The organism is Tenacibaculum sp. AWR4_210, from assembly GCF_056160945.1.
Window position 1 is genome coordinate 1 of the sequence record NZ_JBSWYF010000010.1, and the last position, 16,592, is coordinate 16,592.

Annotated in this window: 13 protein-coding genes and 1 riboswitch; of the genes, 9 read left to right on the forward strand and 4 right to left on the reverse strand. The window is 40.0% G+C overall.

Annotation, left to right across the window (positions count from 1 at the left end):
* Window positions 1-212: 212 nt before the first annotated feature.
* On the reverse strand, window positions 213-1,502 hold the full coding sequence (locus tag ACXAG7_RS16470) for a sensor histidine kinase (protein ID WP_476667491.1): 1,290 nt from the start codon (window positions 1,500-1,502) through the stop codon (window positions 213-215).
* Window positions 1,503-1,659: 157 nt separating this feature from the next.
* Here ACXAG7_RS16470 and ACXAG7_RS16475 point away from each other — a divergent pair, with 157 nt between their 5' ends.
* The 9 genes from ACXAG7_RS16475 (at window position 1,660) to ACXAG7_RS16515 (ending at window position 9,873) form a co-directional block, all read left to right on the forward strand.
* Window positions 1,660-3,126: a cobyric acid synthase gene (locus tag ACXAG7_RS16475; RefSeq protein WP_408044648.1), complete on the forward strand. Its 1,467-nt coding sequence runs from the start codon at window positions 1,660-1,662 to the stop codon at window positions 3,124-3,126.
* A gap of 13 nt (window positions 3,127-3,139) precedes the next feature.
* Window positions 3,140-4,165, forward strand: coding sequence for a pyridoxal phosphate-dependent aminotransferase (locus tag ACXAG7_RS16480; RefSeq protein WP_476667492.1), 1,026 nt, complete (start codon window positions 3,140-3,142; stop codon window positions 4,163-4,165).
* Window positions 4,153-5,088 (forward strand): adenosylcobinamide-phosphate synthase CbiB, encoded by a 936-nt coding sequence (gene cbiB, locus ACXAG7_RS16485; protein ID WP_476667493.1) that lies wholly within the window; start codon window positions 4,153-4,155, stop codon window positions 5,086-5,088. The genes ACXAG7_RS16480 and cbiB overlap by 13 nt, the downstream gene beginning before the upstream one ends.
* Complete coding sequence (locus tag ACXAG7_RS16490; protein ID WP_408044651.1) at window positions 5,085-5,618, forward strand: AAA family ATPase; 534 nt, start codon at window positions 5,085-5,087, stop codon at window positions 5,616-5,618. Before cbiB ends, ACXAG7_RS16490 begins: the two co-directional genes overlap by 4 nt.
* A gap of 57 nt (window positions 5,619-5,675) precedes the next feature.
* Window positions 5,676-5,860, forward strand: a riboswitch (cobalamin riboswitch).
* Window positions 5,861-6,046: 186 nt separating this feature from the next.
* Window positions 6,047-6,886 carry a (2Fe-2S) ferredoxin domain-containing protein gene (locus ACXAG7_RS16495; RefSeq protein ID WP_476667494.1) on the forward strand — a complete coding sequence of 280 codons (840 nt, stop codon included), beginning with the start codon at window positions 6,047-6,049 and terminating at the stop codon, window positions 6,884-6,886.
* On the forward strand, window positions 6,867-7,685 hold the full coding sequence (locus ACXAG7_RS16500) for a Rossmann-fold NAD(P)-binding domain-containing protein (RefSeq protein ID WP_476667495.1): 819 nt from the start codon (window positions 6,867-6,869) through the stop codon (window positions 7,683-7,685). Before ACXAG7_RS16495 ends, ACXAG7_RS16500 begins: the two co-directional genes overlap by 20 nt.
* A gap of 2 nt (window positions 7,686-7,687) precedes the next feature.
* On the forward strand, window positions 7,688-8,425 hold the full coding sequence (gene cobA, locus ACXAG7_RS16505) for a uroporphyrinogen-III C-methyltransferase (RefSeq protein WP_476667496.1): 738 nt from the start codon (window positions 7,688-7,690) through the stop codon (window positions 8,423-8,425).
* A gap of 6 nt (window positions 8,426-8,431) precedes the next feature.
* The gene (locus tag ACXAG7_RS16510; protein WP_408044655.1) at window positions 8,432-9,370 is read left to right on the forward strand and encodes a sirohydrochlorin chelatase; all 939 of its coding nucleotides are present in this window, start codon (window positions 8,432-8,434) and stop codon (window positions 9,368-9,370) included.
* The gene (locus tag ACXAG7_RS16515; RefSeq protein WP_476667497.1) at window positions 9,370-9,873 is read left to right on the forward strand and encodes a hypothetical protein; all 504 of its coding nucleotides are present in this window, start codon (window positions 9,370-9,372) and stop codon (window positions 9,871-9,873) included. Before ACXAG7_RS16510 ends, ACXAG7_RS16515 begins: the two co-directional genes overlap by 1 nt.
* 5 nt (window positions 9,874-9,878) lie before the next feature.
* On the opposite strand, the gene cobN is transcribed toward ACXAG7_RS16515, so the two are convergent.
* The 3 genes from cobN to ACXAG7_RS16530 are packed head-to-tail and all read right to left on the reverse strand — an operon-like array spanning window position 9,879 to window position 16,591.
* Window positions 9,879-13,622 carry a cobaltochelatase subunit CobN gene (gene cobN, locus ACXAG7_RS16520; RefSeq protein WP_476667498.1) on the reverse strand — a complete coding sequence of 1,248 codons (3,744 nt, stop codon included), beginning with the start codon at window positions 13,620-13,622 and terminating at the stop codon, window positions 9,879-9,881.
* Window positions 13,623-13,628: 6 nt separating this feature from the next.
* A complete protein-coding gene (locus tag ACXAG7_RS16525; RefSeq protein WP_476667499.1) occupies window positions 13,629-14,927 on the reverse strand; it encodes a cobyrinate a,c-diamide synthase in 1,299 nt (432 codons plus the stop codon).
* Entirely contained in the window at window positions 14,924-16,591 is a 1,668-nt protein-coding gene (locus tag ACXAG7_RS16530) for a VWA domain-containing protein (protein ID WP_476667500.1), read from the reverse strand. Before ACXAG7_RS16530 ends, ACXAG7_RS16525 begins: the two co-directional genes overlap by 4 nt.
* Between the last annotated feature and the right edge of the window lies 1 nt (window position 16,592).

Below are 16,592 nucleotides of genomic sequence, written 5' to 3' on the forward strand. Positions count from 1 at the left end.
ATATTTTAATGAACTTTGCTACTTTTTAAACTTGCGTTTTTCCGTTAGCGGGTGCAAATATAGAAGCTCTTTTTGAATTGACAATGGGTTTTTGCTAATAATTTTAGCTCAAAACCTCCGGTAATCGCTCAATTATTTAGCCAACAACCACTTACCTCAAAACTATTAGCACGTATTAAAAATATGAACTCGTAGCTTTCGGGAGTATGTGCTTATTTTTGGAGGATTGTAAAGTAGAATTTCGTTCCCCTCTCCAGATCACTAGAGACCCAAATTCGACCTCCATGACGCTCCACAATCTTTTTTACCAAGGCCAAACCTATCCCTATAGACTCGGAAGAAGCGTCTAATTCCAACTTTTGAAAAAGCTGAAAGATTTTATCGTGATACTTCTCTTCAATTCCCGGGCCGTTATCTGAAACAACAAAAACATGTTCTTCTCCTTCCTTGTAGTAATCTATAGCTACTTTAGCTACCGCCTTGTCATTATGCTTTATGGCATTATCTATCAAGTTTTGAAAAATCTGGGTAAACTGTGCTTGGTTATAGTAAATTTCAGGAAACTTATTTAAAAATTTAATGATCACAACGTCACTCCCCCATTTTTCAACGAGGTCCATTAACTCCTCTGTGACATTCAATAACTTAACCGCGTGCTCTTTGTTTGCTTGTAAAGAATAATTTAAAATCCCATTTATCAACAGATCCATAATATCAACTTGTTCTTTTAAAGTTTTCAAATTGTGCGCCATTTCTTCTTTGCTAACTTCTTCTTCATCTATATCTGGTAAGGTTACCCATTCTGCCAAGGTATGTATATTTCTCAAGTGTCTTTTTAAATCATGAGAAACTACATAAGCAAACTCTTCCAAATCTTTATTACGCAATTCTAATTCTCTCGCTCGGGTTTCTAAATCTCTCGTCCGCTGTTCAATATTTTTCTCTAGAGATCTATTTACTGCTTCTAAGCCTTTTCTGTACCTCATAATCCCATTGATAATAATGAAAGAATAAATAAAAATGGTGGCTATCGAAATCAGTATTGCTCCTTCCGTCAGGATATCCACTTCGGAATAGACCACTCTATAGGTCATATGTAATAACTGTATGGCACTAAAAATTATGACGAGCGTTCTATTTGTCAACATTAAGATTCCTCCGAACATTACAATATAACTTCCCAAGAGGTAATCTATTGAAAATTTATTCAGTGCGACTGTATAGGTCAAATAAAATTGGAATGTAAACAGCAAGGTAAATACAAATAACCCGTAATACTTATATATCCATTTCCTTTTAAACCTAGGCAAAAGCCCTACCGCTAAAAATACTATAGAAAACAGCTCCCTCATATAGGGAAGCTCAACAGCATTTACATTGAATTCAAAAATGAGTACTGAGTACAGGTACAATCCTGGAGAAATTAAACAGAGTACAATACTGCTGTTTCTAATTTCAAAGGACTCTAACTTCCCCAATCTTTTTAAGTATTGTTTTAACATCAGGATTCCTTATCAAAATAATTCGAACTTAAATATACAAAAACACACAGGTAATTTACTGAAAACATTCAATTTAGGACAATTCTTTAAAAAAGCCAATCTGCGAACTCTTGATATCACCAATATATAAGTATTTTTAGGCTCTAAATTTTTGACCATGAAACCACAAATACGACCGATTATGTTTGTAGGAACGGGATCGGATGTCGGAAAGAGTTTAATTGTCACTGGAATGTGCAGGTTACTTAAACTCAGAGGATATCACCCTGCCCCTTTTAAGGCTCAAAACATGTCGTTAAACAGCTTTGCTACTCCAGAGGGATTAGAGATCGGGCGTGCTCAGGCAGTTCAGGCAGAAGCTGCAGGCATCGCTTGCTCTACTGCGATGAATCCTATATTACTCAAACCGTCTAGTAAACACTCTTCGCAAGTAATTTTGCACGGAAAACCGATTGGTGACCAAAGTGCAAAAGCGTATTTTTTAGGCAACAATAAAATGGAGTTGTTCAAGGAAGCCACACAGGCATTTCAGACTCTTGCTAGTCAATACGCACCGGTAGTCATGGAAGGTGCCGGTAGTATTAGCGAGTTAAACTTGAAACACCGCGACATCGTTAATATGCGTATGGCAAAAGCGGCCAATGCCGATGTTTACTTAGTTGCTGATATTGATAGAGGCGGAGTATTTGCCAGCGTATACGGGAGTATTGCTCTTCTGGACGATGATGAACGCGCATTGGTTAAAGGAATTATTATCAATAAATTTAGAGGAGATATAAGTTTGTTTGAAGCGGGCAAAAAAATCATCGAAGATCTCACTAAGATTCCCGTTCTCGGAGTAGTGCCTTTTGCTCCTGATATTTATATAGAAGACGAGGATTCACTTGGACTCGAAACCAAAAACAAAACTACAGGTCAAAACACCGTAAATATTGCAGTTATCCTACTCCCCTACCTTTCTAATTTTACCGATTTCAATGCTTTAGAAATGGACGAGCGAGTTCATTTGTTTTATACACGGTCGAGTGATGATTTAGAAAAAGCGGATATCATTATCATTCCCGGAAGTAAAAACACCATGGCCGATTTACAGTTTTTAAGAACTACGGGACTTGCAAAAACGATCATGCAGGCATCCAAAAAAGGAAAACTACTCATCGGGATATGTGGTGGATATCAGATGTTAGGTAATTCTATTGAAGATCCTCACGGAATTGAAAACGAAATCAACACCTTACCTGGTTTGGGAATCATCCCCGCAAAAACAATTATGGCAAAGGAGAAGATCACGGTACAAACCAGTTTTACCTTCAATAAAATTTCTTCGGTATGCACGGGCTATGAAATTCATATGGGACACACTACATTTGAAGAGTCTTCTCCGATGAACAGTATTGACGGCAAGCCGGAGGGCTATCAAACTGCTACGGTTTGGGGTACCTATATTCATGGTTTGTTTGACAATGCAGAAATCGTAGATACTCTTTTGGCAGGTTTTACTACAGAACAAGGAGAAAAATTTGATTACGAAGCGTATAAAAATGAAAACTACGATCGTCTTGCAGAGCATTTGGCTACTCATTTAGACATTGAATTTATTATAAAAGAAATGCAACGACACTAAAAACGTAAATCTTATGGCTATTCAATACGGTCATGGTGACGATAAACACCTCTACAGTCATATTAATTTCAAGGCTAATTTCAGCTCTAATGTTTGGTTTACAGGAAGTGCACCAGATCTTAAAGAGCATTTACGCACACAAATTAATACGATTGATCAATACCCAGCTCCAAGTGGTGAATTTCTGAAAAAACAAATCGCAGCTAAACACGAAGTTTCTGAGCAAAACATCCTAGTTAGCAATGGCGCTACTGAAGCCTTCTATCTCATTGCCCAACACTTCAGTAAGAAACGAGTGAGTATTTGTTATCCCAGTTTTTCGGAATATGAATTGGCCTCTAGAGTTCACGGCCTACAAATAGAATACTTACACAGACACGACTGTACTACCCATCAATTTAATTCTGATATTGCTTTTATCTGTAATCCGAACAATCCGGATGGATTTGAAAATAGTAGCGAAGAAATAGCGCTGCTTTTAAAAAAATACCCCGATACTTATTTCGTTATTGATGAAGCTTATATTGAATTTACGAGTAGTGCTATTTCGGTAGTCCCATTATTAGCGGAACACAACAACCTCATCATCGTAAAATCACTGACCAAAGTCTTTGGCATTCCCGGCTTACGCCTTGGCTACCTTATGGGAGCTACTGCCATTATCGATGCTATTGCTGCACACAAAATGCCTTGGAATGTCAATGCTTTAGCGCTTAGTGCTGGACGGTATATTTTCCAAAACTATGCATCGTTATATCCTGACTTTTCCACATATTTGCAACGTTGTTACGAACTTCAAACTGCTATCTCAGAGATTCCTGGTTTTCATAGTATCCCTTCTCGAACTTCGTATTTCTTGGTAAAGATGCAAGACTACGTATCTCAACGCCTAAAAAACTACTTGGCTGAAGAACACCAGCTGTTGATTAGAGATGCTTCTAATTTCAAAGGTTTAAACCAGCGTTATTTTAGAATTTCGGGGCAAAGTGACTCTGAAAACAACCTACTCTTAAAAGCCTTAAAAGCATGGAAGCACTGATAAGCATCTCACCTTTATTACTTGGATATGTACTAGACCTTCTTATGGGTGATCCGCGAATGTTACCACACCCTATTCGACTCTTTGGAAATGCGATTTCCCTAGGTACTCGATTATTAAACCATGGAACTCATCGATTTTTAAAAGGACTTTTGCTAACTGCTCTCCTTTGCGTTGCTACTTTTCTCTTTTTTTGGTTTCTCATGCAATGGACTGCTCAATACCTCTATGTATCACTGAGCATCGGAAGTATTTTTTTGTTTTACGCACTGGCCAACAAAAGTCTGCTTGAAGAAGGCAATGCCGTATTTACTGCTCTCGAAAAAGGCATCGAAGAGGGACGCTCAAGACTGTCATGGATTGTAGGTCGAGATACCCGATCACTAGATACTCAACAAATTACCAAAGCGGTATTTGAAACTGTTTCTGAAAATCTCAGTGACGGTGTAATTGCCCCTTTGTTTTACTATGCTTTTTTGGGAATTCCCGGTGCGATGCTCTACAAAATGATTAACACCTTAGACTCCATGATTGGATACAAAAATGACCGTTATTATTATTTTGGGAAGTTTGCTGCCAAGCTAGATGATGTTTTTAATTTTATTCCTGCCCGATTAACGGCAGTGCTCATGTTACTCGTCAGTGGAAAGTTACATAAGCTCCCTACAGTCATGAGGCAAGCAAAAAATCACACAAGCCCGAATGCGGGATATCCGGAAGCAGCATTAGCTATTATTTTGGATTGTCAGTTTGGGGGCCCGAATGTTTACCATGGAAAACTGGTAAACAAACCCTATATAGGGACTAACTCACGTCAAGTACTCCCCACTGAATTCAAAGCCGTATCCAAGATCAACCAACGAAGTACTTTTTGTTTTGTAGTTCTTATCGCTATTTTACAATACCTTTATTACACACTATGAATCGAATTATCATAACAGGAGGTCCGGGTTCTGGAAAAACTAGCTTGTTGAAAGCTCTCAGAAACAAAGGTATGCAATGCTTTGATGAAATTGCTCGTGCGGTTATTGAGGAACAGCAAGCTAAGAAAGGTCAAAAAACCCCTTGGCAAGATGTTACCGGATTTACGGAGCTCGTCTATGAGAACACTTTAGCTAAATTTGATGAACCCATTTCAAATTTTGCTTTTGTAGACCGTGGATTACCAGATAACATCGCCTACTTAAAACATTATGGAGGCCTTATCAGTACCCAATGGAAAACTTTTAATTACTTCGATTTTTACTATCCGACTGTCTTTTTACTACCTGCATGGGAGGCGATCTACGAGCAAGATCCACAACGACTACAATCGTACACAGAAGCCCAGGCCCTGCATAAAGAGTTAGTAAAGACCTACAAAGACTTGGGGTTTGAAATTATTCAACTTCAAAAAACAACTGTAAGCAAACGCGTTACTGCCGTGATTCAATATACAAACCACCTTCATTAGGAATGATTCCTTCTGTTTCTCGACATCATCACATTGATTTAAAATAATATCATTTATATTCGCAGGTAACAAATTGGTTTTTTAGCACACTAAAAATTAAAAGGGAATTTGGTGCAAACCCAAAGCTGTTCCCGCAACTGTAAGCTCTCACCAATTTTTGTACGACAACCACTGTAATTCGTTATGGGAAGGTGTACAAAATAGAGCGAAGCCAGGAGACCTGCCTCTTTGTGTATATTTATTAACTCTCGGGTAAAGAGTTCGAAAATAGTTACATATTTTCTTCCCTTACCTGCTATTATCAACACAATTATGACAAATTCAATGATTTTAAGCAGGGTATGGTCTGGAATACTGTTCCAAAAGACCTACTCTTCGGCATTTCTGCTTTTTTCTTGTAACACTACAATCTATTCAAAACGCTAGGTATGGGAAAAGACTTATCAAAAGTAACCACCACCTTTCAGTTTTGTGATGGCGGATCGTGCAGGAAGGCACATAGTGAATTGAGTGTTAGAGAAGCTAGAGCCCATTTGAGAAATGCCGACTTATGGCACAGCACTCATACCATAAAAACTCGTTGTAACGGTCGTTGTGAAGATGCTCCTACGCTCATAGTTCAGCCTGGAAATTTTTGGTACAAACAACTAGACCAACAAAAAGTAATTGAAATAGTAGAGGCCCACACTACTGCGCAATCACCAGTAGAGGCCTATTTATTATTTAAAGAAGGCGGTGAAAGCGTTTTATCTAACCGAGAACGCAAGGTTACTCCTGTGGTATTTAAACCCAAAGTTCATGAGGAATACGGGACTGTACTCGTTGCCAGAGCCTCAGCCTCTGACCAGTTTTTATATCCCGTACTAAAAACCATGTTTGAAAAGTTTCCAAACTTCGAACTGCTCCACCCTATCCAAAACACGCGAATTACCACTGAGCATCAGGTAAAATACACAGATGCTTTTGACCTTATGATTAAGGGACCTGAAGCGGAACTCGCTATAGCCATCGGTCCAATTACCAAAGCTATGGAGAAAGAGGTAGCCCCAGAAATTCTAAGTCGAAAAGTAGGTGTTTCTGAGGTATACTGGTTCGATAATCATGAGCGCTATCAGGGGGCTATACATTTAAAAAACAGAAAAGGAAAACCGATTGTGAATTTTTTAATTCCAAAAGAAAATCAAGACCTTTGGACTTATCTAATGACAATATATTTAGAAATGACTATTAACTCACCTAGAATTGCCGATGAAGTTACCACAAATTAGTATAGTTGGTTCAGGTTGGCTCGGTGGTGCTTTAGCTACCGTACTAGCAGAAGACTATACTATTCATATTTCAACTACGAGCGTCTCTAAAGTGGAAATGCTAAAAGCTCAAGGATTTACTCCTTTTGTTTTTTCCTTAGGATCGACGACGAATACTCATGAGATTCCATCTTTTTTGGAGGGCAGTGATATTATCATTATCAACTTTCCACCGAAGCGACGTATCGATGCTATTGAAACCGTTTACCCACAGCAGGTATCGGCTTTACTCCCGTTTATAAAAGAACATCAAAAGGTTCTCTTTATCAGCTCAACCTCTGTGTATCAAAACACCAATGATTGGGTTACGGAGTCTTTACCCCTTCATCCTGAAAAAGCATCTGGCTTAGCGGTGCGAGTTGCAGAGCAAGCTCTTCAAGAGGCTTTACAAGAACGATTAACCATCCTTAGATTTTCGGGGTTGATTGGGTACGATCGTTTGCCAGGACGATTTTTGGCTAACAAAAAAGAGCTCAGAAATGGAAAATCACCCGTCAATGTCATACATCGCGATGACTGTATAGGACTCATTCAACGCATCATTGAAACAGAAAGTTGGGGTGAAATTTTCAATGGTTGTTCTGACGAGCATCCTACACGTGAGCACTTTTATACCCTAGCAGCAGCGCGCCTTGGATTAACGGCTCCAGAATTTGTACAGGAACAAACACCTACAAATTTCAAACTGATTTCAAATCGTAAGAGTAAAGAAAAACTAGCATACGTATATAAATTCCCCGATCCTTTAAAACTAATTTAAGCATGGCCAAAATTTCTATTATTGGAGCAGGACCCGGTGACCCAGAATTACTGACGGTAAAAGCATCGCGATTAGTTACGGAAGCCGATGTTATTTTACATGATAATTTAGTATCGGAAGCCATACTCAGCTTAAACGGGCATGCTGAGAAAATATACGTCGGCAGAAAATTTGGAGATAGCAGCAATCAAATGGATCGTCAGCTTCGTATTAATGAATTGCTACACGAACACTATTCACAAGGAAAAAACGTCGTTCGATTAAAATCTGGTGACCCCTATATCTACGGACGAGCCGCTGAGGAAGCTCGCTATCTAAGTGAACGCTCTGTAGACTTTGAGGTAATTCCGGGAATTTCAGCAGCTTTAGCCGCAGCAAACATCTATAATATTCCAATTACGGAGCGCAACAAATCAAACGCCGTACTTATCTGTACTGCACATACTGCTGACTATTCTTTTGAGCAACTCAACGGCATTGCACATATGCTGAAAGCTGGAAATACCATCAGCATCTATATGGGACTCAAAAGTCTACATCGCATTATTCCTAAATTGATGGAAGTTTGTAAAGACCCAAACATTCCCGTCAATGCCATCTCGAATGCCTCGCGAAGCAACCAACAAATTTTAAGTGGGACTCTAGGTACTATTGAAACACTGGTAGCCGAACGAGATTTACCCATGCCCGTCGTTTTTATTATTGGAGCGGAACCCATATTAACAACTAACAACAATTAATATTTGATGAAAGAAGGAATATTACTTTGCGGGCACGGCAGTAGACGCCCCAATGCAGTTACTTCATTTAAAAAACTCGTAAGCATATTACGAGCACGATACGAGAACAGTTATGAGGTAGATTACGGTTTCTTAGAATTTAACCATCCTACTTACGAAGCTGCTGTAGAGCGTATGTACCTTAATGGTGTTCGCAAAATTTACGCCTTACCGGTCATTCTTTTTGCGGGTTCTCACGCTAAGAATGATATCCCGTATGAACTTAACACCCTGCAGTCGTATCACGACGATTTGAGCATCCACATGGGAAAACACATTGGGGTCAGTTCCTTTTTACTCGATTTAGCAAAAAAGCGAATCGAAGAAACGGAAGCTAAGTTTGGAGCAATAGACAGAAAAGACACTTGTTTAGTAGTTGTAGGAAGAGGTACCACAGATTCCGATGCCAACAGTGACGTAGCAAAATTGACCAGCATGCTTTGGGATGGTATGGGATTTGGTTTTGCCACTACCGGATATAGCGGAACGGCATATCCAAAGGTAGACGAATGTCTTAGTATGGTTAATAAACTCGGATTTAAACGTACCATCGTCATTCCTTTCTTCTTTTTTACAGGAGTACTCTTAGAGCGTATCTACAGCAGTGTTACACAACAACAGGCTAAATCTGAAAATGAATTCATTTATACGGACCCTTTTGGCACTGACGAACTCATTTTACAGGCTTTTGATGAACGTTTGGAAGAAGCCAAAAATGGTACAGCTCATATGAACTGTCAGCTCTGCAAATACAGAAAACAAATCATTGGATTTGAACAAGATCAAGGACAAGAACAAATTGGACACCACTTAAATGTCAAAGGAATACTTTTTGAAGAAGACGAAAAGCCAGGAAAAGATGCCAATAGTATTAGCGCTAAACTCAAGAACATTTTAGGAATCTAATGCTAGTAAAAGAACAGGACAAGTCAACAAGTAAAATCAAACAGGTAGTGGGTGCCCCTATAAGCATTCAACATCGCAAGGGAAGTACAAACTTTTTTTTACGTTACTTCCATTACAAAATTAATGGTAGCCCTAAGGTTGAATGGCATAAAAACGGCAAGATAAATCTCCAAGTATTTGAAAAGGGCATCGCCCTGCATTACGCCAAAGAAACTACTCGGGAAACACTCTTTTTACCATACCACGATATAACAGATCTCTCTTTTACACCGGGTCCTGAAAACATCCGATTTTGTAAAATTTCCATTTTCAAACTCGCCGTAAAACTGGGAATTCCTATTCGGTATGCACGATATTTAGCTACTTTTCAGGAGTATCAAATTGCTCCATGCCGATTGAGTATCAATACTAAAGAATATCAGTTAACTATGGAAGCCAATGGTTACCAATACCATAGACACGCTGCTTTTTTCGAGGGCATTCGCGAGAAAAGCAGCGGTTAGATCGTTTACTCAACTCGCCCTTCACCTTCTAAAAACAACTGTTGTAACTTTTCTACGAGTTCATCAGAAGGGTTTTCCCACATTCCTCTCTGAACGGCCTCTAGTAGTCGTTCACTCATATCTTTCAACGCCCAAGGATTGTGTTCTTCGATAAAGTTCTTCGTTTCTTCATCCAAAAGATAGGCTTCAGTAATTCCTTCATACATAAAATCATCAACTGAATTGGTGGTCGCATCATAGGCAAATAGGTAGTCTAAGGTAGCCGCCATTTCAAATACGCCTTTATAACCATGTCGTTTTACACCAGCTATCCATTTCGGATTGACCACTCTAGAGCGATATACTTTTAACAGTTCTTCTTTCAAAGTTTTCACCTTCGGATTTTCAGGACGTGAATGATCGCCGAAATAAATTGAAGGTTGTTCTCCGCGTTCCGTTTGCACTGCATTGGCTAGTCCACCGTGGAATTGATAGTAATCATCACTGTCGAGTATATCGTGTTCTCTGTTGTCTTGATTCTGCATGACTACCTGCATGGATTGCAAACGATGTTTAAATGACTCGTGTGCTGACACTCCCTGTTTAGAAGTACCATATGCATAGCCACTCCAATTGATATACACCTTTGCGAGATCTTCAGGACTGTTCCAGTTTTTTTCATCGATTAGTCCTTGGAGGCCTGCTCCATAAGAACCGGGCTTTGAACCAAACACTCGAAACTGGGCTCTCTGTTCACTTTGCTGTCTTTCTAAGCCTTGCTCTAACCAATACTCCGTTTCTGCTAGCACGCGTTTTTTAATCGGGTTATCTTCCAGAGGTTCCTCTAACTGCGCTACCTTTTGAACCGCTGCATTGAACAAGTTGATCACATCGGGGAAAGCATCTCTAAAAAATCCAGAAATACGCAAGGTCACATCAATCCTTGGCCTCCCTAAGGTAACTAGAGGAATGATTTCAAAATCCGTTACTCTTCTGTTTAAATTTTTCCAAATTGGTCGTACCCCTAAAAGTGCCATGGCTTGCGCTATGTCATCACCACCGGTTCGCATCGTAGCGGTTCCCCAAACAGAAATCCCAATGGTTTCAGGGTACTCTCCGTGTTCTTGTAAGTAACGATCAATAATTAATTGAGCACTGCGCTCTCCTAAACGATAGGCCGTTTCTGTAGGTATGGTTCGAACATCTACTGAATAAAAGTTTCGTCCTGTAGGTAATAAATCGACTCGTCCACGAGTAGGGGCTCCCGAAGGTCCGGAAGGGACGTATTTCCCGTCTAGTCCTGCCAACAAAAACTCGATTTCATCGCTGGTATGTTCCACTGCAGGCAAGGTTACCGCTTCGAGGTAGCTAAGAACTTTGTTAAAATTGGGTAATTGCGTGTCCCGAACTTTTTTAACTTGATACGACTGAAGTAATTTTTTTCCATACTCTTCTAAAAATGCTACCCATTGCCCTACCGTCCTATAATTTTGATCTCCGTATTGATAATTTAATGGCGTATCATAATCGGTTTGATAAATTGGTAGTTCAACACCTAAGTCTTTACTAAGTGCCTGTGTAATTCCCTGTGCACTTTGACTAGAGGGACGGTGCAGTGCCATGAGCAAATCTGTCAACTGTTCTCCTGTAGGAGCTTGACCAAAAATATGCAATCCATCGCGGATTTGAGCTTCTTTTAACTCACACAAATATCCATCTAATTTTACCAAGAGTTCATCCACATCATCACTGGTGATATTCAAATCGACATTTAACTGCGACTGCTTTACCAATTTGGCGATTTCTTGTTCTAACACTTTTGAACGTTTGGTATCGAGTGAAGAAGCTTCGTAATATTCATCTACCAAATGCTCTAATTTCACCAAACTACCATACGTTTCTGCCCGTGTCATCGGTGGAATCAAATGATCAATAATCACCGCTTGGTTTCTTCTTTTTGCCTGCGTCCCCTCTCCTGGATCATTGATTATAAAAGGATAAAAATGGGGTAAGGTTCCAAATATGGCCGACGGAAAACAAGTTTCGTCGTTAAGAGACACACTTTTTCCCGGTAACCATTCAAGGTTTCCATGTTTCCCTAAATGAATGACTGCCGATGCGTCAAAATTATCGCGTAACCAAAAATAATAGGATAAATACTGATAGGTAGGCGGTAAATCGGGAGAGTGATAAATTGATTGCGGATCTTGATTATAACCTCTTGAAGGCTGGATGCTCAAGAAAACATTGCCCAGTAACATTCCAGGCACCACAAAACCACTTTCCGTAAAGTACGGATCTTCTTCCATGTTCCCCCACTGCTCTCTTACCTTAGCTTTTAACGCTGCTGATAATTTATCAAACCTCGACTTAAAATCGCTCAGCGAATACAGGATACTGTGAGGACGAGTTTCGGTAGTGTTTGGGTCATTCGTCGTTAATTGGGTCAACCAGTGAATCACCTCCGTCCCAGAAGACGGCAACTGCTTTCCTACCTCATACCCAGCCTCCTTTAGCGCTGCAAGTACTTGTACACAACTTTCAGGCGTATCTAACCCAACTCCGTTCGCTAAACGACTATCTTTATTTGGATAATTGGGTAGAATTAACGCTATTTTCTTCTCATTATTCGACAGATTTCGCAAAATACTCCATTGCTTCGCCATTGCAGCCATAAAATTACAGGCTGGCAGGTAGACTTCGTACTTCACAAGCGCACTGTCAGTTAACGGATCTTTCTCTTGTTCTTTTTTAAACGAGATCGCTTTCCCTATTATTCGACCATCTATTTCTGGTAAAGCAATATTCATCGCAATGTCTGTAGGTGGTAGTCCAAACAATCCTTCTTTCCACACTTCTTTGTTAGTGGTGGAGAAAATTGTTTGCAATACAGGAACCTTTAAATTCTCAAAAATAAAGCTATCGTGATCTGTAGATTTTACTGTAAATCCAGAAGTATTTAAAATTACTTGTAGGCTCCCTACTTCAAAACGCAATTCAGCCTCGAGTTCTTCTAGAATTTCCCGATCTCTAAAACTTTGGGCAAAAGCTACAACAGGCGTTAGTCCTTCCTTAGCCAAACTATCCGTTAAAGCTTTGATTGGCTCCAGGTTATTAGACAAATAATGAGCTCTATACGCTATAACAACTGCCACTTTCGTGTCTGCATCCCATGTCGATTCCAATTCCGATTTGCTTACAATTCCATCCTGGACAGTATACAAAAACAAGGGAGCAACCACTGTTACCTCTGGCAGTTGCATTTCTATAGAAAAGTACTGTTGGCACACGTATTTTAAAAGCGTGCTCGCATTGGCCTCTCCTCCTTGTTGTAGGTAATTTCTGCATTGATGTACCTCTTCCAAAGGTACCGATGACTGCTGCATCAATTCATAATCTGGTTCATGAGCTGGAATGAACAGCAACTTACACCCCGTTTGCTCTTGCATTTCTTTCAGCGCCTCAACGAGATAACGATAATAACTCATTCCACCGAGTAAACTACATACAATTACCTCTGCATGGGTCAATACTTCTTCTATATAAGTATCAATAGTTAATTCTTGCTTGAGATACACCAAATTGGTCATTCTCAAGCTAGGTAATTGAGTTCCTAGCTCTCCGTACAACTTTCTATACGCCTCGTTCATGGCGTGGATATCAGTATCTGAAGCACTTAAAAAAACCACATTTCCTGGTTTCTGATCGATATAAAATACTCCGTCATCGTCTGGATTCCAACCTCCAGGAATGGTTGCTATTAAATGCATATTATTTTAGTTCTTAATTGAATGTAACCAACCAAAGGTTCCTTCTCCCCAATAGAGGTGCATATAACTGGCCAGCACATTTTTATAGGTATAATATTTCGTTGTGACTTTTTTATTTCTAGCCGTGTATATTTCCCCCACGGTCTCGGTATGTTCATCGTTGTAAATAGAAGAATAATGGAACTCATGTCCCCAGAGTTCATCGTTTTCAAATACGACCCTACGGTATCCTAAATGCAGCTTTTTACCTTCCATACTGGTCCCAAAACCGAATACTCCAACCATAGGATGCCTAGTCCCCTCTTCGGTAACGATCTCCTTTCCTAAGTACATCATTCCACCACATTCCGCCAAGATGGCGACTCCTTTATCCGCTCTGGATTTTACCTGACTTAACATCTTGGTATTTTTTGACAGTTCCGCCACGTACAATTCAGGGTATCCCCCAGCAAAATACAGAAGGTCCGCTTCTGGGAGCACCGTATCGCGCAAAGGACTAAAATAAGTTATGTCACCAATTTGTTCGAGGTATGCGAGGTTTTGTCGATAGGTAAAATTGAAAGCTTCATCTTTCGCCACGGCAATTTTTAATTTCTTGCTATTTTTTGAAACATTAGTAGCTTTCGGAACTGTAACCTTGTATTGAGTTGCCGCCAAAAGCGCATCCATGTCCAAGTGCTCTCCTACATGCTTAGCGGCACTGTCCAGAAGTTCCTCGTAATCTTCGTGAACATGCAAACCTAGATGTCGTGAGGGAATTGCTATTTTCTCCTCGGGGGGTAAGTAACCGAAACAAGGTACACCGACATCTTCACAGGCTTCTTTTAAGAATGAAAAATGAGACGCTGTCTTTACAAAATTGAATATCACGCCCGCAATTTTCACCTCTGGATCAAAGTTTTTTAATCCGAATAACAAAGGTGCTGCGCTATAGGCCATCGCTTTGGCATTCAACACCAACACTACTGGCAATTTTAATTTCTTTGCAATCTCGGCCGAGCTCCCTTTGTCTTTAACAGCTCCATCAAACAACCCCATTACTCCTTCGACAATACTGATGGTTGCTTCTTGGCTAAAGTTGCTAAATACCGTTTTCATATGGGAGTCCGACATCATTACCGTGTCTAAATTGATGCTTTGGTTTTTTGCCGCATTGGAATGATGCAACGTATCGATATAATCAGGACCGCATTTAAAAGGTTGAATTTTCACACCTCGCTTGCTAAAGTATCGCAAGAGTCCTAAGGTAACTGTTGTTTTACCTGAATTACTCGCTGGAGCAGCAATTAAAAAAGCATTTTTCATGAGGATACTTTCAAATGTGTTAAAGGTAGATACGTGACCCGCAGGGCTTCTGCTAGTTTTTTAGCCAATCCTAGTTTTACAAACCCCGTTTCTGTATCGACCACGGTAGTATTTTTTAATTGCCCTAAGAACTTTTTATAGCTCGATATGGCCGCTTGAAAAGGGTGTTTCCCTCCAGTATTAGCACGACCATCGGTCAAAACAAACAACTGCACTGTTTTTAGATTTACAGCTTTAATCAGTTGAGCAACCGTAACAAAAGCTGCTTTCAAATTGGTTTTTCCTCCCGCCTTTAACGCTTTGCTCTTCTCTGACAACAGTGTCAAATTAGTGGTAAATGGCTGAGAGATTACCGCGGTCGTTTCTCGTAAAGAAACGATTGCATATTTTATTTTTCGCCTGGGATTCGCTGCTAGGGTTTTCAACAACAAGCCTTTCAGGTATCCCAATTGCTTATCCACTGCCATGGAGGCACTGGTATCAACCATAAAAACTACGTGTAAATCCGATTCTTCACGTTTAAATTTATACGAGAGATAGTCTGCTTCTCGAGCACAGTATTTTTTTACCGTTTGGAAAACATCAATCTTTCGTTCTTCTGTAGGTTGTTGCGCATGGGTAAATAATTTTTTATCTATCGTAGCACTCATTTCGCTTTTCAACGTGCTCTTAGGCTTGGTTTTTAAAGCCGCTTTCACATTCTCAGGCAACTGAAATTTCGTCGCTGTTCCTGAAGTATTTTGAGAACTAGGATCTGAAGTATCCGACTTCGATGTGTCTGGATTTGAATTGGACTGCGGTGACTCGTCTGAATTTTTAGAACGGTGATGGAGTACGAATGGTGCTACTTTATCAAGGGTCTCTTTTGTCAGTTCAGTAGCTCCAATAAATGCAGCATAAGCTCTGGCTGCCTTCAAAATTAAAATATCGGCTCTCATCCCTTCTACCTTGTGCTGCAAACAAAGTTCAGCACTGTATAGTAATAGTTCGTCAGGAATATCGTAAGCTTCTATCCTTGTTCGAGCTTCTATTAGCTTGCCTTTCAACAAGGCTTCTTCTTGAGCAAAACGCTGAATGAAAGCCTTGGGGTTACTATCAAATTGCAATCTCCTTTTTACAATTTCTTTCCTTAAAGTTACCTCTTCCGGCGTACGAATTTCAACGGACAACCCAAATCGATCAAGGAGTTGCGGGCGTAAACTTCCTTCTTCAGGATTCATTGTTCCTACCAGACAGAACCTGCTAGACATCCATTCTGAAAGTCCTTCTCGTTCCAAGTGATATCCTCCCGAAGCACTGGCATCTAATAGCACATCCATCAAATAGTCATTCAGCAGATTGACCTCATCAATGTACAGAAAACCACCATCTGCCTTGTTTAACAATCCTCGGTGAATTGATGTTTGGGATTCTTTTAGTAAGGTTTCTAATTGGATACTTCCCAATACACGATCTTCCGTGGCACCGATTGGAAGATTAACAAAAGGCGCTTCTTCCCCCAATAATTGACTCAAAGCTCTTACGGTGGTTGTTTTTCCGGTTCCTTTGTCACCTGTGGCAAGTATACCTCCTAGTAAGGGATCAATGGCATTTAAGAGTAGGCACAATTTAAAATCTTCTTGTCCAACAATAGCCGTGAACGGATATGTAAATTGTTCTTTCATA